Here is a 19,357-nt window from a genome sequence, read left to right as displayed (position 1 = left end):
TCCGGAAGAGATGATGACGACCAGCGCCACCCCGCGTATTGACCTTCTGCTGCGGCCGATTACGGCTGCCGATAATCCGCATATCGCCCAGGTGATCCGCGACGTATCCGCCGAGTTCGGCCTGACGGCGGACAAAGGCTATACCGTATCTGACCCGCAGCTCGATCAGCTGTTTGAATTGTACAGCGCCGACCAGAGCGCCTACTGGGTCGTTGAATACCAGGGCAAGGTGGTAGGCGGCGGCGGCGTTGCGCCACTCGCCTGTAGCGCGCCCGATATTTGTGAACTGCAAAAGATGTATTTTCTGCCCGCGGTGCGCGGTCAGGGCCTGGCGCGCGAACTGGCGCTGCGGGCGATGGATCATGCGCGCAGCCAGGGTTTCCGGCGCTGCTATCTGGAAACCACCGCCAGCCTGACGCGGGCCATTAAGCTCTATGAGTCACTGGGCTTTGAGCATATCGACGGTGCGATGGGCTGCACCGGCCATGTCGACTGCGAAGTGCGGATGCTGAGAGCGCTATAATCCGCGCTCAACGTAGCGCATGTCATTGACGGCCTCAATTTTGAACTCCCCGTTATCGGTGTAGCGCAGCAGGGTGACGCTGGCGTTGTTGAGTTGCGTAGGGTGAGAGCTATCGCCCAACGCCTTCAGCAAAGCGGAGATAGCCATACCATGACTGACAACCAGGACGTTGCCACCGCCCTGCTGCTGGGCCTGCTTTGCGATCTTAGTGATGCTCTCCAGCATGCGCTTAGCCACCTGCTGATAGGTTTCGGCCTGACCGGAAGATTTGATGCCGGCAAGCGATGAGGTGCCTGATGCTTCCGCCTGATGGATAGCATCAATAACACCCCCTATATCAATTTTCCCGCTGCTAAACGCCTCAAGCAGCGCCGCATCAGATGCATAACCCGCCTGCCGCGCCGCAGCAGTGATCATATTCTTATCCAAATCGCCTTCATAAAGTCCAAAACAGACTTCCCGCAGCCCCTTATCCTCGTTGAGTGGTAGCACCTTTTTCCATGCTTTCATCGCGAGCTGAGCGGTTTCTCTCGCCCGGCCCGAATCGCTGGACCAGACCGCGACGAACGTCACAGGTTTCAGGCCCCGCCCCAGTTGCTCCGCTACCGCCGCGCCGGAGGCTGTTAGCGGCGTATCGGACCATCCCTGTGCACGGTGTACCGTATTAAACATCGTCTTGCCATGCCGGGTGACATACAGCATCACATCGGCTCCCCAGGCCCCGCCTGAAAAGCCCATCGCTATTGCAATCGTTAATAATAAAATTCTGATTAATATTTTCATTTTTTACGCTCCTGATTAAAAAACACCAGATGTATATTTATTCGCAATCCTGGTGTCCATTTACCCTTTCTGTATGCCGCTGCAAGGGTGAGATTTTTTAAAACTCGATACCAGTAGCTGAACGGATTAATTAATGCCCCCGGTTTTCACCAGCTTATTACCACCATGAAAACGACAATAACTGAACTGTATGCCGCTTTTTATGGCCGTTGATATTGAATGCTGACTTAATGCGCCCCACGCCTTCTCTTTATTCTGCGTGTAAACGTTGCGAGCAGCGGTCAGCGAACTAAAACGTCCGCGGCTATTATTTGTCAAAGCGCGAAGAACATACCCTGCCAGAGTCTGTGCTGGATCAATCGCGCAGACACGTCAGGAAAATCACTCTTTGCATGAAATGCGCTTCAGATTATTGAAATTGATACCGGACATAAGACGTCCTCCTTAATTATCAAAACTTCCCCGAACAAGATACAAGACGATATAAAAAACCCGCCAGACCATTTAATTTTCCAATAAAAAACCCGACGCATAACCTTCTGGTAAAAGGTCACACGTCGGGTTTTGCTTGAAAAATAACAATCCCATATCAATATCTGGAATGTATTTATTTATAGTGTGAAGTTCAAGAGAAAAAATAGGGTATGTGAGGCGCTGCACAAAAAACCCACCAGAAAAGCGGGAGTTTTGATAGAAAAAGCGACTTAACTTTTACTTCAGATAAAACAGTCCGATAAAACCAAGGCAAACCGGAAAAGGAGAATAAGAAGACACCCTGAAAGGGTGTCATAAATGATGGCTTACCACGCCGGTACGCCGCTGTGAAAGCGCAGTTCGTGATCGGGTTCGCTGATTAACCGCCCTTCTGTGATGCCAATCGCCTGCACCCGCGGCGCAATATCGTAAGTGGCGATCTGCGCCGCCAGGGTTAAATAGTCCTGATAATGGCGCGCTTCCGAACGCAGCAGCGAGAGATAGAAAGTCGCCAGCTCCTTGTCGAGCCAGGGTGCCAGACTGGCGAAACGCTCGCAGGAGCGCGCCTCGATATAAGCGCCACAGATCAGCTTATCCACCAGCGTTTCCGGTTCATGGGTGGTCACCTCACGCAGCAGCGATTTCGCATAGCGGCTGGAGGTGATCTTCTGATAGACCAGCCCGCGCGACTGCATAATCTCCCACACCTGATAGAAGTGATGCAGCTCCTCTTTAATCAGCAGCACCATCTTCTCCACCAGATCGTCCGCCCACGGCAGCGCATTGCGCACGATAATGCGTTTGGTCAGGTTGCGGTGAGCATGAATAAAGTCACTGTCGCCCACTTCGCGGAAGATAAAATCTTCGTAGGGTTGCAGCCAGGCGAGAATCGCCTCACCGCTGGGTTTGTCGGCCACATATTTGCGGATCAGCCAGACGGCGGTCTGCGCCGCTTTCAGCTCACACACCAGGTGGTCGGTTAACAGCAGCGTCAGATTTTCCGGCTTGCGCGCCTCATCAATCCAGGCCTGCGGCGTGCGGCAGTGCAGAAACTGACAGATCGGTTCAAGTAAGGGTGCGTAGTTCATGATGTCAAAACAGGTGTGAAGAGGGTGACAGGCGGAGAAGGCTCCGCCCCGGGCTACTTAGTGGCGAACACCATCATCATCTTCATCGTCGATGGCGTCGTCATCTTCATCTTCGGCATCGGGATCTTCGAAATAGGTGCCCCAGCCGTCGTAGTCGACGTTGTACTTACCGATCAGGTTCACCAGCTGCTCAACCTGCGCATCAATCAGTTCCGGCTTCAACGCCGATTCGCTGATGATGTCAACGCACATCACCGTGGTGCCATCTTCCAGCTCCAGCTCTTCCGGCTCGGTGACTTCATAGCCCAGCTTAAAGGCATCAACCGCCGCCTTCTCCAGCGAGTCAAAATTATTGCATGAGAGATGGTGCTCAATGGTATAGAGCGCATCGGGATCGCTGCCATCCTCCAGCAGCTCTTCGATAATCTGCCGCGTCTCTTCCTGCTGCTCTTCCAGCAATGCTTCATATGCCATGACAATGTCCTCTCTGAATTCGGCAATAGATCGCTATTTTCCCACACTGCCTGTCGCGCCACTACACAAAACGAGAAGTTTATTCTCGCTGCACTTGTAAATGAATATTCATACGGTTAAATTGAATTTTAATTCATTATGCTTAACACCGGAGTGCTGTATGAGTCAGTTGTATCAGCGTCATTTCCTCAGGCTGCTGGATTTTACCCCGGCCGAAATTGATTACCTGCTTACCCTTTCTGCTGAATTAAAACAGGCGAAAAAAAGCGGCAGCGAAGTCCCTGCCCTGAAAGGTAAAAACATCGCGCTCATCTTCGAAAAAGACTCGACCCGTACCCGATGCTCTTTCGAAGTTGCCGCTTACGATCAGGGTGCTAACGTCACCTATCTCGGCCCTAGCGGCAGCCAGATCGGTCATAAAGAGTCGATGCGCGACACCGCGCGGGTGCTGGGCCGGATGTACGATGGTATTCAGTATCGCGGTTACGGTCAGGCGCTGGTGGAAACCCTGGCGGAACATGCTGGTGTGCCGGTGTGGAACGGCCTGACCACCGAGTTTCACCCGACCCAGCTGCTGGCCGATCTGCTGACCATGCAGGAACATCTGCCGAACAAAAAGCTCAGCGAGATGACGCTGGTCTACGTCGGTGATGCGCGCAATAACATGGGCAACACCATGCTGGAAGCGGCTGCGCTGGTGGGGCTGGATCTGCGTCTGGTGGCACCTAAGAGCTGCTGGCCGGAAGAGGAACTGGTGGCGCAGTGCCGTGAGGTGGCGCAGCAGACTGGCGGAAAAATCACCCTTACCGATCAGATTGCTGACGGCGTAAACGGCGCTGACTTTATCTATACCGATGTCTGGGTGTCGATGGGCGAAGCCAAATCGGTGTGGGCAGAGCGCATCGCCCTGCTGCGTGACTATCAGGTCAATCGGGCGATGCTCGATCTGACCGGCAATCCGCAGGTGAAATTCCTGCACTGCCTGCCCGCTTTCCATGACGATCAGACCACGCTGGGCCAGCAGATGGCGGAGCAGTACGATCTGCCGAACGGCATGGAGGTGAGCAACGAGGTGTTTGAGTCGCCGCACAGCATTGTGTTCGACCAGGCGGAAAACCGCATGCACACCATCAAAGCGGTGATGGTCGCCACCCTCGGGCAGTAATTCCCCCAGCCAGCGTGCGGTGCTGCCACTGACCGGCAGCACCGCACGCCGCTGGTTTCCCCTGCGATCCCTGCGCCGCAAACGTTTTCGCCCGGCACGTTTTCCTCTTGCCGCCCCAGCGCGAACGGGTATAATGCGCCACAATTTGCCGGAGGAAATATGCTACAGCGCAGCGGACAATTTGACGCTCCATCACGCCTGACCGCAGGCGGTGCTGCTGTTTCTTTCGGTCATCGACCCGATCATAAAAAAGCCCCTTAAGCAGGGGCTTTTTTTTGTCCGCAATCCGGCCGCGCAGAGGAGACAGCTATGGCTAACCCGCTATACCGCAAGCACATTATTTCAATCAACGACCTCAGTCGTGAAGAGCTGGAGCTGGTGCTGCACACCGCCGCCGAGCTGAAAGCCAACCCGCAGCCGGAACTGCTGAAGCACAAGGTGATCGCCAGCTGCTTCTTTGAAGCCTCGACCCGTACCCGTCTCTCATTTGAAACCGCCATCCATCGCCTTGGCGCGTCAGCGGTGGGCTTTGCTGACGGCAGCAACACCTCGCTGGGTAAAAAAGGCGAAACCCTGGCCGACACCATTTCGGTCATCGGCACCTATGTTGATGCCATTGTGATGCGCCATCCACAGGAGGGCGCGGCGCGGCTGGCAACCGAGTTTTCCGGCGGCATTCCGATTCTCAACGCCGGTGACGGTGCGAACCAGCATCCTACCCAGACTCTGCTCGATCTCTTCACCATCCAGGAGACCCAGAGCCATCTGAATCAGCTGAATGTGGCGATGGTCGGTGACCTGAAATATGGCCGCACCGTCCACTCACTGACCCAGGCGCTGGCAAAGTTTGATGGCAACCGCTTCTTCTTTATCGCTCCCGACGCGCTGGCGATGCCCGCCTACATCACCGACATGCTGGATGAGAAAAACATCCCCTGGTCACGCCACGACAGCTTCGAAGAGGTGATGCCGCAGCTCGATATTCTCTACATGACGCGGGTACAGAAAGAGCGGCTCGATCCCTCCGAATATGCCAACGTCAAAGCGCAGTTCATTCTGCGTGCCGCCGATCTCGCGACGGCGCGCGATAACATGAAAGTGCTGCACCCGCTGCCGCGCATCGACGAAATCACCACCGATGTCGATAAAACCCCTTACGCCTGGTACTTTCAGCAGGCGGGAAATGGCATCTACGCGCGCCAGGCTCTGCTGGCACTGGTTCTCAACAGCGAACTCGCCCTGTAAGGAGAGGCACCCATGACTCAGGACAACAAATTGCAGGTTGAAGCGATTAAACGCGGCACGGTGATCGACCATATCCCGGCGCAAATCGGCTTTAAATTACTGTCACTGTTCCGGCTGACCGAAACCGACCAGCGCATTACCATTGGCCTCAACCTGCCGTCGGGCGAGATGGGCCGCAAAGATCTGATTAAAATTGAGAACACCTTCCTGACCGACGATCAGATCAATCAGCTGGCGGTCTATGCGCCGCACGCCACGGTCAACCGCATCGACGACTATGAAGTGGTGGCGAAAATCGCCCCGTCGCTGCCGGACCACGTTGAGCGCGTGCTGACCTGCCCGAACAGCAACTGTATCAGCCGCAGCGAGCCGGTCTTCTCCAGCTTCGCGGTAAAGCAGCGGGCCGACGATGTGCATCTGAAGTGCAAATATTGCGAGAAAGAGTTCGCCCGCCATGTGGTTTTGGGTCAATGGTAATCGCTCCGGCCAGCCTTATAATGGTGAAGAGCGGCGGAATCACCGCCTGTTAAGAGAATAAAAGGAGCAATGATGACCCGAGAAATCAGTACCGAAAAAGCCCCGGCCGCTATCGGCCCCTATGTTCAGGGTGTCGATCTGGGCAGCATGATCATCACATCCGGTCAGATCCCGGTCGATCCGGCAACCGGTCTGGTCGCTGACGATGTGGCCGCGCAGGCGCGTCAGTCGCTGGAAAATGTGAAGGCGATTGTGGAAGCGGCAGGCCTGAAGGTGGGTGACATCGTCAAGACCACGGTGTTCGTGAAGGATCTGAATGATTTCGCCACGGTGAACGCGACTTATGAGGCGTTTTTCACCGCCCATGACGCCGCTTTCCCGGCCCGTTCCTGTGTTGAAGTGGCGCGTCTGCCAAAAGATGTGAAGATTGAAATTGAAGCGATTGCGGTCCGCCGTTAAGCGAACCGCTCACCGCCTCTCTACCGTTCCGCGGCAGAGAGGCGGTGAATGTTTTACCGTTTCGCCGGTCGCCACAGCCACAGCAGGGTGATCACCAGCGCAAACAGCACGCCGAAGCCGACACCGGTCGCCACGGCGGGCGCGCCCGCTTTAATGGCCAGCGTATAGAGCCCCAGCATCACCAGCATGGCGCTGTTCTCCCCCAGATTCTGCACCGCAATCGCGTTGCCTGAACCCACGCTCTCTTTGCCACGCGCCTGAAGCAGCGCGTTCAGCGGCACCACAAAGAAGCCACCCAGCGCGCCAATCAGCATCAGCAGCAGATAAGCGTTCAGCAGCGCATGTTGCAGCGCGAAGACCACCACCATCACGCCAATCAGCACCCCGGCTGGCATACAGCGGCGCACCGTCTCCAGCGTCACCAGCTTCGCCGCCGCCGCCGCACCGATCACAATCCCCAGCGCCACCATCGCGTTCAGGGTGGTCGGCGTGGTGTTGTCATCAATGCCCAGCGCCACCGGCACCCACAGCACCAGCAGGAAGCGCAGCGTCACCCCCGCGCCCCAGAACAGGCTGGTGCCGAGCAGCGAAAAGCGCGTCTCCGCGTCACGCCACAGCAGCGTGGCGGCCTGGAAGAAACGGCGCACCATCGCCGTCAGCTGCCAGCTCTGTCCCGGCCGTGCCGCCTGCAATTTCGGGATAAACAGGTTGGCGACCACCGCCACGCCGTAGGTCAGCGCGCAGATCCCCAGCGCCGCCAGCAGATGCCAGTCCGCCAGCACTCCGCCCGCCACCGAACCGAGCAGAATGGCGGCGATGGTCGAGCCCTCCATCAGCCCGTTGGCTTTGACCAGCTGCTCGCCGTGGGTAATCTCGCCGAGGATGCCATATTTAGCCGGGGAGTAGGCGGCGGCACCGACCCCGACCAGGGTGTAGCCAAGGAACGGATTAAAGCCGAAGCAGATCACCAGCGCCCCCAGCAGCTTCAGGCTGTTGGCGATCATCATCGCCCGCCCTTTCGCCATGCTGTCCGCCACCTGACCGACAAACGGGGCCAGCAGAATATAGGTGGCGACAAACAGCATCTGCAAAACCGGCTGGCTCCAGTCGGGATAGGACTGGTTTTTCAGCACGGCCAGCGTGGCGAACAGCAGCGCGTTATCACCAAAGGCGGAAAAGAACTGGGCGACAATCACGGCGATCATGCCGCGTGACATCAGCGGCGCGGTGCGGTCGATGTTCATGCCGGCTCCTCTTCCGCCATCTTTTTCAGCGTCACGTAATCGGGTTTACCGCTGCCCAGTTGCGGCAACTGTTTCACCACCCGAATATCACGCGGCAGCGCCAGCTCCGGTGCGCCCAGCGCGCGGGCCGCCTGTTGCAGGCTGTCGCGCGCCAGATCGCTGTCGGTGGTGAACAGCACCAGCGCCTCGCCGCGCTGACCATCCGGGCGCAGCGACGCCGCATGCTGTTTGTCCGGTGACGCCTTCAGGGCGATCTGCTCAACGATCTCCAGCGACACCATCTCACCGGCGATTTTGGCGAAGCGTTTGGCGCGTCCCTGAATCTGGCAGAAACCGCCCTCATCGAAACTGACAATATCGCCGGTGTCATACCAGCCCGCTTCCTGGTTGCCTTCGCCATCGTCGGCGGCCGGTGCTTCCAGCACGCCCGGATTTTCCACCCGCAGATAGCCTTTCATCACGTTGGGGCCGCGCAGTTGCAGCCGTCCGCCCTGCTCAATCCCCGGCACCGACATCAGCCGCGAATCCATGCCCGGCAGAATACGGCCTACGCTGTGCGCCTTCGCCGCCATCGGAACGTTGATCGCCACCACCGGCGCGCACTCGGTCACGCCATAGCCTTCAAGGATACGGATGCCATACTTCTCGATATAGAGCTGGCGGGTGTTCTCCTGGAGCTTCTCCGCCCCCGCCACCACGTAACGCAGCCGGGCAAAGTCGTAGGGCGCGGCAAAGCGCGCGTAGTTACCGAGGAAGGTTGAGGTGCCAAACAGCACGGTGCAGTTACGGTCATAGACCAGCTCCGGCACGATGCGATAGTGCAGCGGGCTGGGATAGAGAAACACCTGCGCCCCGGTCATCAGCGGGGTAAACAGGCCGACAGTCAGGCCAAAGGCGTGAAACAGCGGCAGCGCCGACATAAAGCGATCGCGCGGGGTAAAATCCGCCACGGTACGAATCTGCTCGACGTTCGCCAGCAGGCTTTTATGGGAATGCACCACCCCTTTGGGATTGCCTTCCGATCCTGAGGTGAACAGCACCATCGCGGCGTCTTCCGGCTGCTGCGGCACCTGCGCGCGCTGCGGCAGCAGCAGATGGCCAAGGATCCACAGCTTATCCTGGAGGGTCACGCTATCTTTCAGATCTTCCAGATAGACCCACTGCACATCCTCAAGCCCCTGCGGCAGATGCCACAGATTGCCTTTATCCAGGAACTGGCGTGAGGTGAAGACGGTTTTAATCTGCGCCGCGGTCAGCGCCGCCCGCATGCCGTTAACCCCGGCGGTGTAGTTGAGCATCGCCGGAACGCGGCCGCGCAGCGACGCGCCGAAGATCGCCGCCGCCGTGACGGTGGTGTTGGGCAGCAGCAGCCCGACCACTTCACGCGGCTGGCTGTAGCGCTCCAGAATCCGGCCGACGCCCAGCGACTTCTTCAGCAGGCCGTTGTAGCTGTCGGGTTTGAAATTGACATCTTCGATGCAGCGCTTAAACGCGCCATAGCGCGTTCGTGCCGCCAGCAGCGCCTCAAACAGGGTCTCCCGCGGGCGGACCGCCATGCGTGCTTCCATCATGACATGGTGCAGATGCTCTCCGGCCAGCACGCGCCGATCGCGCGCCCGTTTCGCCTCCGGCATCGGAATGCGGGTCGCGGGCAGAATGGTCAGGGTGATGCGTGGAAACAGGCGACGTTTAAACACGCCAGCCAGCCGGCCAAACGGCGTGAACTCCGCCCCTTCAATCCGCATCGGCACCACCGTCGCGCCTGACCGCGCCGCGACAAAGCCCGCGCCGCTGTAGATTTTCATCAGCGAGCCGGTCACGGTAATCCGTCCTTCCGGGAAGATCACCACCGGACGCCCACTGTCGATCAGCCGTACCAGCTGTTTCAGCGCCATTGGCCGCGTCGGATCGAGCGGGACAAAGTCGATAAAGGGCTTTACCAGCCGCATAAACCAGCTTTCGCTGATGGTCGAATAGACCGCGAAGACCGGCTTGATCGGCAGAAACAGCGCCAGCAGGATACCGTCGAGAAACGATCCATGGTTTGGCGTAATCAGTACCTTCTGCTTATGCAGGCCGGTGACGTCACCGCGCAGTTCGACCCGCCACAACAGACGGAATATCAGACGCAACATTGTGTATAGCATGCCAGCTCCTTAGCATTATGAAAAAATAGCCCTCACGATGCAGGATTTGGCACGCTTCGACAACCAAATTATTGATGGTCACCGGTCACGTTCTGGCAGCCTGCCAGCCGCCGCCCAGCGCCGCAATCAGCGCCACACTGCTGACCCACTGGCTGCTTTGCAGCGTCAGCAAACTCTGCTGCGCGCTCAGGCTGCTGTTCTCGGTGGTCGCCACATCAAGGTAGGTGATCATCCCCGCCTCATACTGCATTCGTGTCACCTGCGCTGAGGTCTGCGCCGCCGCGGTGGCGCGCTGCTGAGTGGCGATCTCCCCCTGTAAGCTGTTCAGCTCCACCAGCTGATCCTCCACCTCCTGCATCGCGGCCAGCACCGTCTGCCGGTAGCTGGCGACGCTGGCATCCCAGCCCGCGCGAGCCTGATCGACCTGCGCGGCGGTCGCCCCCGCGTCGAGCAGCGTGCCACTCAGTTCCGGTCCCAGCGACCAGACGCGGTTCGGCAGCGAAAACAGCGAATGCAGCAGCGATGAACTGACGCCACCGCTGGCGCTCAGGGTCAGATCGGGATAGTACCCCGCCTCCGCCACGCCTATCGCGGCATTGGCGGCGGCCATGTTGCGTTCGGCATAGGCAATATCGGGGCGGCGCTGCAACAGCTGGCCCGGCAGAGCGGCGGGCACCACCGGCAGCGTGGCGGTCAGCGGCGCGGCGGCCAGGCTGAAGTCAGCCGGCGCTTTGCCGATCAGCAGCGCGATGGCGTGCTCCAGCTGCGCCCGCTGCCACTGATAATCCTGTGCCGAGGCGCTGGCGCTCTCCCGTTGCAGCTGCGCCTGCGCCAGGGTAGCGCGCGACGCGGTGCCCGCCTGATACTGGCGGGTGATCACGTTCAGGTAGCCCTGATAAGCGTCCACACTCTGCTGATAGAGCGCGATCTTCTGGTCCATGATGCGCAGCTGGAAGTAGTCCTGCGCCAGCTCAGACTGGGCACTCAGGGTGATATTAGCCAGCTCCGCCGCGCTGGCCGCGGCGCTGGCGCGATTCTCCTCCAGAGTACGCCGCAGCTTGCCCCATAAGTCCGGCTCCCAGCTGGCACTCAGCTCCGCCTGGTGACTGCTGCTGGTGGTGCGGACATTGCTGCCGGTCGCATGACTGCCGCTGCGCGTCACGCTGCCGTCATAGTCCAGCGAGGGAAATAGCGCCGCGCGGGACTCACTCGCCAGCGCCTGCGCCTGGCGGTACTTAGCGGCATAATCCGCGACGTTCTGGTTTGAAATCATCACCTGGCTCAGCAGACTGCTTAAGGTGGCGTCGTGATAGACCGACCACCATTCGCCTTTGCTCTGCTGATCCAGCGGGGTCGCGGGCTGCCAGCCTCTGGCCTCTTTATAGTGGAGCGGCATCGACACCGCCGGGCGCTGATAGTCGGGGCCGACACTACAGCCGCTCAGCAGCAGCGTGATCACAAGTGGAACAAGAGGCTTCATCAATCAGGCTCCCGAATGGCGCAGACGACGCCATTGACGTTGAGTGGCCCGGCCCAGACGGTCGAGCCAGAGATAAACCACCGGCGTGGTAAACAGGGTCAGCAGCTGGCTCAGCGCCAGGCCACCGGCGATGGCGATACCCAGCGGGCTGCGCAGGTCGGCATCGCCGCCGCTGCCGAGCGCCAGCGGCAGCGCGCCAAAGAAAGCGGCCAGCGTGGTCATCATGATCGGCCGGAAGCGCATCAGGCACGCCTGGGTGATCGCCTGCTGCGACGACAGGCCCAGCCGCCGCTCTGCGTCGATAGCGAAGTCGATCATCATGATGGCGTTCTTTTTCACGATGCCGATCAGCAGGATGATGCCAATCAGCGCAATCACCGTGAGCTGCGTGTTGGTCAGCAGCAGCAGTAACAGCGCGCCGACGCCCGCTGACGGCAGGGTCGAGAGAATGGTCAGCGGATGGATATAGCTCTCATAGAGCACCCCAAGCACGATATAGACCGCCGCCAGCGCCGCCAGGATCAGCCACGGCATGGTGACGGTGAGCTGAGAAAAAGCCGCGGCGGTGCCGGCAAAACCGGCATGAATGGTCGAGGGCAGGCCGAGTTTCGCCATCGCCTGCTTAATCAGTAACTGCGCCTGCTCCAGCGATACGCCCTTATTCAGATTAAAGGCGACCGTGCTGGTGGCGGACTGTCCCTGATGCGCCACCGACAGCGGCGCATTGCCGCCGCTGAAGCGGGCAAAGGCGGAGAGCGGCACCCGATCGCCGCTATCGTTGATCACATAAAGTTGTTGCAGCGTCTCCGGGCTGGCGGTATCGCTATCCTGCAACGACATCACCACGTGATACTGATTCAGGGTGTGGTAGAGGGTGGCGATCTGCCGCTGGCTGAAGGCATTATTCAGCAGGGTATCGAGCATCTTCACATTCACGCCGAGCCGGGTGGCGCGGTCGCGATCGATCGTCAGTTCTACTTCCTGGCCGCCGGTCTGGGAGTCGGAGTCAACGCTGTTGAGCTGCGGGATCGCCGCCAGCGCCGCCTGCACTTTTGGGGTCCAGATGCGCAGCAGGTCGAGATCGTCCGCCTGTAAGCTGTACTGGTAAGTGGCGTTGGCGCTGCGTCCGCCAATGTGCAGATCCTGCGCCGCCATCAGAAACATCTGCGCGCCGGCAATATGACGGGTTTTCATCGTCAGCCGGTTCGCCACGTCCGACGCGGTGGCATCGCGCTGGTCAAAATCTTTGAGTCGCACAAAGAAGTTCGCGCTGTTGCGCGAGCCAAACATGCCGCTGCCCATCGACGACATCACGCTCTCCACCGCCGGATCTTCCTGAATGATCCGGGTGAACATCAGCATTTTCGGCTTCATCGCCTGAAAGGAGATGTTCTGGTCGGCGCGCAGCGCCCCCATCAGCAGTCCGGTGTCCTGGTTGGGAAAGAAGCCCTTCTGCACCACGGTAAACAGAAAAATATTCAGCAGCACGGTCAGCAGCAGGCTGAGCAGCGTCAGCTTCTGGTGACGCATCACCCACGCCAGCCCGCGCCCGTAGGCGGCCAGCAGGCGATTCAGCCCGTTCTCAATAAACTGCCAGAGCGGATGGGGACGCTGGCTGACCGGCGGCCTGGGTTTCAGCAGGCGGGCGCAGAGCATCGGCGTCAGGCTGAGCGAGACAAACAGCGAGATCAGCAGCGACACGGTGAGCGTGACGGCAAACTCCCGGAACAGCCGCCCGACAATGCTGCCCATCAGCAGGATCGGGATAAACACCGCGATCAGCGACACGGTCATCGACAGCACGGTGAAGCTCACCTCCTGCGCCCCGCGCAGCGCCGCCCGCAGCGGGCTCAGCCCGCGCTCAATATGGCGGGTGATATTTTCCAGCACCACAATCGCATCATCCACCACAAAGCCGGTGGCGATAATCAGCGCCATCAGCGACAGGTTATCGAGGCTGTAACCGAGCAGATACATCACCGCGCAGGTGCCGATCAGCGACACCGGCAGCGCCAGTGCCGGAATGATCACCGCCTGCACGTTGCGCAGGAAAATAAACACCACCGCAATCACCAGCAGCACCGCCAGCAGCAACGTCTCTTCGGTGTCATAGAGCGAGGCGCGCACCCCTGGCGAGCGGTCCACCACCACCTTCAGCTGGCTATCGGCGGGCAGGCTCTTCTCCAGCAGCGGCAGCTGCGCTTTGATCGCGTCGATGGTCTCCAGCATGTTAGCGCCCGCCTGGCGCTTGATGCCGATCATCACCGCGGGCGTGGCGTTGAGGAAGCCCGCCTGATAGCGATCCTCCACCGAATCGTAAACCGTGGCGACGTCGCGCAGCCGTACCGCCCTGCCCTGCTGATAGCTGACGATCAGGTCGCGATAGCTGGCCGCCTTATCCAGCTGACCATTGCTGTCCACCAGCCACGACTGGTCACTGCCCTGCAAAATCCCTTTCGGCAGATTGGTGGTGCTGTTGGCCACCGCGCTGCGCACCGTGTCGAGCGAGATACCGTAGTGGGTCAGCTTCAGCGGTTGCAGATCGATCCGCACCGCCGGTAACGCGCTGCCCATCAGCGACACCTCGCCGACGCCGTTTACCTGACCCATCGCCTGTTCGATTTTGCTCTCCGCCAGATCGTAGAGTTCGCCGGGCGTGCGGGTGGCGGAGGTCAGCGCCAGCATCACAATCGGCGCGTCTGACGGGTTGGCTTTACGGTAAGTGGGCAGTGACGCCATCGCGCTCGGCAGCAGGCTGCGCGCCGCGTTGATCGCCGCCTGCACGTCGCGCGCCGCGCCGTTGATGTCGCGGTCCAGCTCAAATTGCAGAATGATGCTGCTGGAGCCCTGCGAACTGCTGGAGGTCATCTCGCTGATGCCGGCAATCTGGCCGAGCGCCCGCTCCAGCGGGGTCGCTACCGTCGCCGCCATGGTTTCCGGGCTGGCTCCCGCCAGGCTGGCGTTAACCATGATGGTGGGAAAATCGACCTGCGGCAGCGGGGCCACCGGCAGCAGCCGGTAGCCCAGCGCCCCGAGCAGCAGAATCGCCAGCGTCAGCAGCAGCGTCGCCACCGGACGAAAGATAAACAGCCGGGTCAGGTTCATTGCCCGCTCCGCGCCTGCTGCTGACGGCGTTTCACCCAAGCGTTGCCGCGCTGTGCCAGCGCATCAAACAGGAGATAGATCACCGGCGTGGAAAAAAGCGTCAGCACCTGACTGACAATCAATCCGCCGACAATCACCAGCCCCAGCGGCTGGCGCAGCTCTGCGCCAGAACCGGAGGCCAGCATCAGCGGTAACGCGCCGAGCAGCGCCGCCATGGTGGTCATCAGGATCGGCCGGAAGCGCAGCAGACAGGCCTGATGAATCGCCTCACGCGCGCTGAGATGCTGCCGCTGCTCCGCCTCCAGCGCAAAATCGATCATCATAATCGCGTTCTTTTTCACGATGCCGATCAGCAGGATGACGCCAATCAGCGCAATCAGGCTGAATTCCGTGCCCGCCAGCAGCAGCGTCAGCAGTGCGCCGACCGCCGCCGAGGGCAGCGTCGAGAGGATGGTGACCGGATGGATAAAACTTTCATAGAGGATGCCGAGCACCACATACATGGTGATCAGCGCCGCCAGAATCAGCCACAGGGTGTTACCGGTGGCGCTCTGAAAGGCGGAGGTCTCTCCCTGATAGCGCAGCGTGGTGCTCTCCGGCAGATGCAGCTGCTGCCGCACCTCTGCGATGGCCCGCTGTCCCTCCTCCAGCGAGTAGCCCGGATTGAGGTTGAAGGAGATCATCACCGCCGGAAACTGATTCAGCCGCATATGCATCAGCGAGCCGGTGCGCTGATGGATAGTGGCGATGGCGGTGAGTTTCACCATCCCGCTGCTGGCCGTGGTGGTGCCAGAGGCTGAGGTGGAGGTCGACGTTGATGAAGATGAAGATGAAGATGACGTCGTGCTGCCGGACGACGACGCCGAACTGCTGCTGCTGGAGGGTTGCAGCCAGACATCATCAAACGACGCCGGTCCCTGCTGGTATGCCGGTGCCACTTCCAGCACCACCCGATACTGATTCGACTGGGTGAAAATGGTGGAGACCAGCCGCTGGCCAAAGGCGTTGTAAAGCGCGGTATCGACGTCCGACGCGGTGATGCCGTAGCGCGCCGCTTTGTCGCGGTTCAGCTCAACATAGGCCACGCGCCCCTGATCCTGAAGGTTACTCACCACGCCGTTAAACTCCGGTCGCTGCTGTAACGCGGAGACCAGCGCCGGAGTGGCTTTCACCAGCTTCTCACTGTCGGCGTCGTCGAGGGTGAACTGATACTGGCTCGGCGACACCTGATCGTTAACCGTCAGATCCTGCGCCGGTTGCAGATAGAGCCGGATGCCCGCTACCCCTGCGGTCGCCTGCTGTAACTGCTTAATCACCTGATCCGCCTTCAGGTCACGGTCGGCGAACGGCTTCAGGTTGATCTGCAACCGGCCGCTGTTGAGGCTGGTATTGGTGCCATCGATGCCGATGGTCGAGGAGACGCTCTCCACCGCCGGGTTCTTCAGGATCAGCGCGCAGAGCGCCTGCTGCCGCGCCGCCATACGGCTGAAGGAGACATCCTGCGAGGCGACGCTAATCCCCTGAATCAGCCCGGTATCCTGGGTCGGGAAGAAGCCTTTCGGCACCATCAGATAGAGCAGCGCCGTCAGGCCGAAGGTCGCCAGCGCCACCAGCAGCGTCAGCTTCTGATGATTGAGCACCACCGTCAGCAGCCGGTCATAGCCACGCACCAGACGATCAAACAGCTCGCCACCTTTGCGGGCAAAAGTTGACTGCTTTTCTGGCGGAATGTGGCGCAGCAGATAGGCGCAGAGCATCGGCGTCAGGGTCAGCGACACCGCCATTGAGACCAGAATCGCTACCGCCAGGGTGATGGCAAACTCGCGAAACAGTCGCCCGACCACATCGCCCATAAACAGCAGCGGGATCAGCACCGCAATCAGCGAAAAGGTCAGCGAGATAATGGTGAAGCCAATCTGCTGTGAGCCTTTCAGCGCCGCCTCCATCGGGGTTTCGCCCTGCTCCAGCCGCCGGGAGATGTTCTCCACCACCACAATGGCGTCATCAATGACAAATCCGGTGGCGATGGTCAGCGCCATCAGCGACAGATTATTCAGGCTGAAACCGGCCAGATACATCACCCCGAAGGTGCCGACCAGCGACAGCGGCACCGCCACGCTGGGGATCAGCGTCGCCGCCACGTTGCGCAGAAACAGGAAGGTCACCATCACCACCAGCGCAATCGACAGCAGCAGTTCAAACTGCACGTCGCTGATCGAGGCGCGGATGGTCTGGGTGCGATCGGAGAGAATGGTCATCTTCACGCCATCGGGCAGCGCCGCCTGCAACGCGGGCAGCTGCGCCTTGATGTTGTCCACCACCTGAATCACGTTCGCCCCCGGCTGGCGCTGCACGCTGATCACAATCGCCGGCTGGTTATTGGCCCACGCCGACTGGAAGCTGTTCTCCGGGCCCTGTTCGATATGGGCAATATCTTTCAGGCGCAGCGCCGCGCCGTTCTCGTAAGTGAGGATCAGGTTGCCGTACTCTTCGGCGGTGCGCAGCTGATCGTTGGCATCAATGGTGACCGAATGATATTTACCGTCAAAGCCGCCTTTGGAGCCATTGACGTTGCTGTTGCCAATCAGCGTGTTCACCGCTTCCAGCGTCAGGTTATGGGCCGCTAACGCTTTCGGGTTCATCTGCACCCGAATCGCGGGCTGATGGCCGCCCGCCAGCGTCACCATCCCGACCCCGGAAATCTGCGACAGCTTGAGCGCCACCCGGGTATTGACCAGATCCTGCACCGTCGTCAGCGGCAGGGTGCCGGAGCTGGCCGCCAGCGTCACCACCGCGCTGTCCGCCGGATTGACCTTTTTGTAGGTTGGCGGATTGGGCAGGTCGTCGGGCAGCAGGTTATTCGCCGCGTTGATCGCCGCCTGCACCTCCTGCTCGGCGACATCCAGCGAGAGATCGAGGCTGAACTTCAGGGTGATGATCGAGGAGCCGCTGGCGCTGGTGGAACTCATCTGGCTCAGGCCCGCCATCTGCCCCAGCTGACGCTCCAGCGGTGAGGTCACTGACGACGCCATCACGTCCGGGCTGGCGCCAGGATAGAGCGTCGTAACCTGAATGGTCGGGTAGTCGACCTGCGGCAGCGCCGAAGTCGACAGGAATTTATATGCAAAGATGCCAGCGATCAGCACGCCGACCATCAGCAGGATGGTGGCGACCGGACGCAGAATAAACAGCCGTGACGGATTCATTTCGACACAGTATCCGTATCCGCAGCGGCGGGCGTCTCATCCGCCAGCGTCACTTTGCTGCCGCTGGTCAGCCGATCGATTCCCTCCGTCACCAGCCGATCGCCTGGCGAGACGCCGCTGAGGATCGCCTGCCGATCGTCCCCGAACGCCGGACCGGTGGTGACCGCCTGGCGCGTCACGCTGTTATCCTTGTTAATCACAAAGACAAAGCTGCCGTCGCTGCTTAACTGCAATGCCTGCGCCGGGATCACCGTGGCGTTTTTCAGCAGCCGGGTCTGCAAGCGCAGATTGACAAACTGGTTGGCGAACAGCGACTCATCCTGGTTGGCGAACAGCGCTTTCAGCTCGACGCTGCCGGTCGCGGTGTCGATCTGATTGCTGATAAACTTCACCTCGCCGCTGGCGAGCTGCTGCTGGTTATCCTGGTCATAGAGGATGGCGGGCAGGCTCTGGCCCTGATGCAGCACGCTGACCAGCGTCGGGATTTCACTCTGCGGCACGCTAAAGGTGACAGCGGCGGGCTGCATCTGCGTGATCGTCACCAGGCCGGTGCTGCTGGAACTCTGGATCATGTTGCCGGGATCGACCTGACGCAGGCCGACGCGCCCGCCGATCGGTGCCGTAATGCGGGCATACTCAATGCTCAGCTTCGCGCTGGCGATCTGCGCCTGATCGGCCGCCACGGCACCTCGATACTGCCCGACGGTGGCGATCTGGCTGTCGAGATCCTGACGCGCCAGCGCATCCTGCGCCGCCAGTTTACGGTAACGGGCCAGCGTCAGCTCGGCGCTCTTCAGCAGCGCCTGGTTTTCGCTGAGCTGCGCCTGATACTGACTGAGCGTGGCCTGATAACTGCGCGGATCGATCTGCGCCAGCAGCTGCCCGGCGCTGACCTTCTGCCCCTCGGTGAAGTAGATCTGTTGCAGCTGGCCGTCGACGCGGCTGGTCACCGTCACGCTGGCACTGGGGATCACCGTGCCAAGCGCGTTGAGCCAGACCGGGACATCCGCCGTGCTGGCGACGCCGCTGTGCACCAGCGTGGTTCCCCCGCCGCCCCTCATCGATCCGCCCGGCGGTCCTCCTGGCGGCATCGCGCCCGCCGGTCCATGACCCGAGGGCAGCAGACGCCAGATAACACCCGCGACCATCGCGGCCAGCAGCAGTAAGAGCAGCCATTTTAGCCCGCCAGAACGGACGGCGCGTGAAAGGTGGGTCATTGTCGAACTCTTCAGGTAAACAGAAAAAGAAATCCCGGAACGTGCGGAATGCGGCAGTGAGCGGCGCGGCGCGGTGGGCAGCGTGCCGCCAGGCATCACGGCAGCCATTATCGGTGAAAGGCGACGCGCCTTTCTAGCGGCAAACTGTCAGGGTTCTGTTAAGAACAATAATGATTTAACGGCGCGGGCGCGGGGTGATGAGCGGGCGCTGGCGCAGCAGGCAAAAAAAAACCCACGCATCTGCGTGGGTTGGTGTAATAACAGGGTCAT

14 protein-coding genes are annotated in these 19,357 nt (G+C 60.2%); 5 read left to right on the top strand and 9 right to left on the bottom strand.

Going from position 1 to position 19,357, the window contains the following annotated elements; translation table 11 throughout:
• Positions 1–13 precede the first annotated feature (13 nt).
• Positions 14–523 carry a GNAT family N-acetyltransferase gene (locus ACCW71_RS12735; protein WP_436371994.1) on the top strand — a complete coding sequence of 170 codons (510 nt, stop codon included), beginning with the start codon at positions 14–16 and terminating at the stop codon, positions 521–523.
• On the opposite strand, the gene ACCW71_RS12730 is transcribed toward ACCW71_RS12735, so the two are convergent.
• From ACCW71_RS12730 to rraB, 3 genes are all read right to left on the bottom strand, one after another.
• Complete coding sequence (locus ACCW71_RS12730; protein WP_436371863.1) at positions 518–1,306, bottom strand: histidine phosphatase family protein; 789 nt, start codon at positions 1,304–1,306, stop codon at positions 518–520. The genes ACCW71_RS12735 and ACCW71_RS12730 overlap by 6 nt on opposite strands.
• An 800-nt stretch (positions 1,307–2,106) precedes the next feature.
• A complete protein-coding gene (gene miaE, locus ACCW71_RS12725; protein ID WP_436371861.1) occupies positions 2,107–2,868 on the bottom strand; it encodes a tRNA isopentenyl-2-thiomethyl-A-37 hydroxylase MiaE in 762 nt (253 codons plus the stop codon).
• 57 nt (positions 2,869–2,925) lie between these two features.
• Entirely contained in the window at positions 2,926–3,342 is a 417-nt protein-coding gene (rraB, locus tag ACCW71_RS12720; RefSeq protein WP_436371859.1) for a ribonuclease E inhibitor RraB, read from the bottom strand.
• A 160-nt stretch (positions 3,343–3,502) separates the two neighbouring features.
• Here rraB and argF point away from each other — a divergent pair, with 160 nt between their 5' ends.
• The 4 genes from argF to ridA all read left to right on the top strand — a co-directional run bounded on the left by argF (position 3,503) and on the right by ridA (position 6,688).
• The gene (argF, locus tag ACCW71_RS12715) at positions 3,503–4,507 is read left to right on the top strand and encodes an ornithine carbamoyltransferase (protein ID WP_436371857.1); all 1,005 of its coding nucleotides are present in this window, start codon (positions 3,503–3,505) and stop codon (positions 4,505–4,507) included.
• A 309-nt stretch (positions 4,508–4,816) separates the two neighbouring features.
• Positions 4,817–5,752, top strand: a complete 936-nt coding sequence (pyrB, locus tag ACCW71_RS12710; protein ID WP_436371855.1) for an aspartate carbamoyltransferase — start codon at positions 4,817–4,819, stop codon at positions 5,750–5,752.
• Between the two features lie 12 nt (positions 5,753–5,764).
• The gene (gene pyrI, locus ACCW71_RS12705; RefSeq protein WP_436371853.1) at positions 5,765–6,229 is read left to right on the top strand and encodes an aspartate carbamoyltransferase regulatory subunit; all 465 of its coding nucleotides are present in this window, start codon (positions 5,765–5,767) and stop codon (positions 6,227–6,229) included.
• Between the two features lie 72 nt (positions 6,230–6,301).
• A complete protein-coding gene (gene ridA / locus ACCW71_RS12700; protein WP_436371851.1) occupies positions 6,302–6,688 on the top strand; it encodes a 2-iminobutanoate/2-iminopropanoate deaminase in 387 nt (128 codons plus the stop codon).
• Positions 6,689–6,741: 53 nt separating this feature from the next.
• Here the strand turns inward: ridA and lplT are convergent, their stop codons facing one another.
• From lplT to ACCW71_RS12670, 6 genes are all read right to left on the bottom strand, one after another.
• Positions 6,742–7,932 (bottom strand): lysophospholipid transporter LplT, encoded by a 1,191-nt coding sequence (gene lplT / locus ACCW71_RS12695; protein ID WP_436371849.1) that lies wholly within the window; start codon positions 7,930–7,932, stop codon positions 6,742–6,744.
• Positions 7,929–10,079, bottom strand: coding sequence for a bifunctional acyl-ACP--phospholipid O-acyltransferase/long-chain-fatty-acid--ACP ligase (gene aas, locus ACCW71_RS12690; protein ID WP_436371847.1), 2,151 nt, complete (start codon positions 10,077–10,079; stop codon positions 7,929–7,931). Before aas ends, lplT begins: the two co-directional genes overlap by 4 nt.
• Before the next feature lie 85 nt (positions 10,080–10,164).
• On the bottom strand, positions 10,165–11,559 hold the full coding sequence (locus ACCW71_RS12685; protein WP_436371845.1) for an efflux transporter outer membrane subunit: 1,395 nt from the start codon (positions 11,557–11,559) through the stop codon (positions 10,165–10,167).
• A gap of 3 nt (positions 11,560–11,562) precedes the next feature.
• Positions 11,563–14,664, bottom strand: a complete 3,102-nt coding sequence (locus tag ACCW71_RS12680; RefSeq protein WP_436371843.1) for an efflux RND transporter permease subunit — start codon at positions 14,662–14,664, stop codon at positions 11,563–11,565.
• The gene (locus tag ACCW71_RS12675) at positions 14,661–17,870 is read right to left on the bottom strand and encodes an efflux RND transporter permease subunit (RefSeq protein ID WP_436371841.1); all 3,210 of its coding nucleotides are present in this window, start codon (positions 17,868–17,870) and stop codon (positions 14,661–14,663) included. Before ACCW71_RS12675 ends, ACCW71_RS12680 begins: the two co-directional genes overlap by 4 nt.
• Positions 17,867–19,087, bottom strand: a complete 1,221-nt coding sequence (locus ACCW71_RS12670; protein ID WP_436371839.1) for an efflux RND transporter periplasmic adaptor subunit — start codon at positions 19,085–19,087, stop codon at positions 17,867–17,869. The genes ACCW71_RS12675 and ACCW71_RS12670 overlap by 4 nt, the downstream gene beginning before the upstream one ends.
• Positions 19,088–19,357: the final 270 nt, after the last annotated feature.

This window comes from Pantoea sp. C2G6 (assembly GCF_051336815.1).
GTDB lineage: Bacteria > Pseudomonadota > Gammaproteobacteria > Enterobacterales > Enterobacteriaceae > Pantoea.
This window is presented reverse-complemented; position numbering and strand designations above follow the sequence as displayed.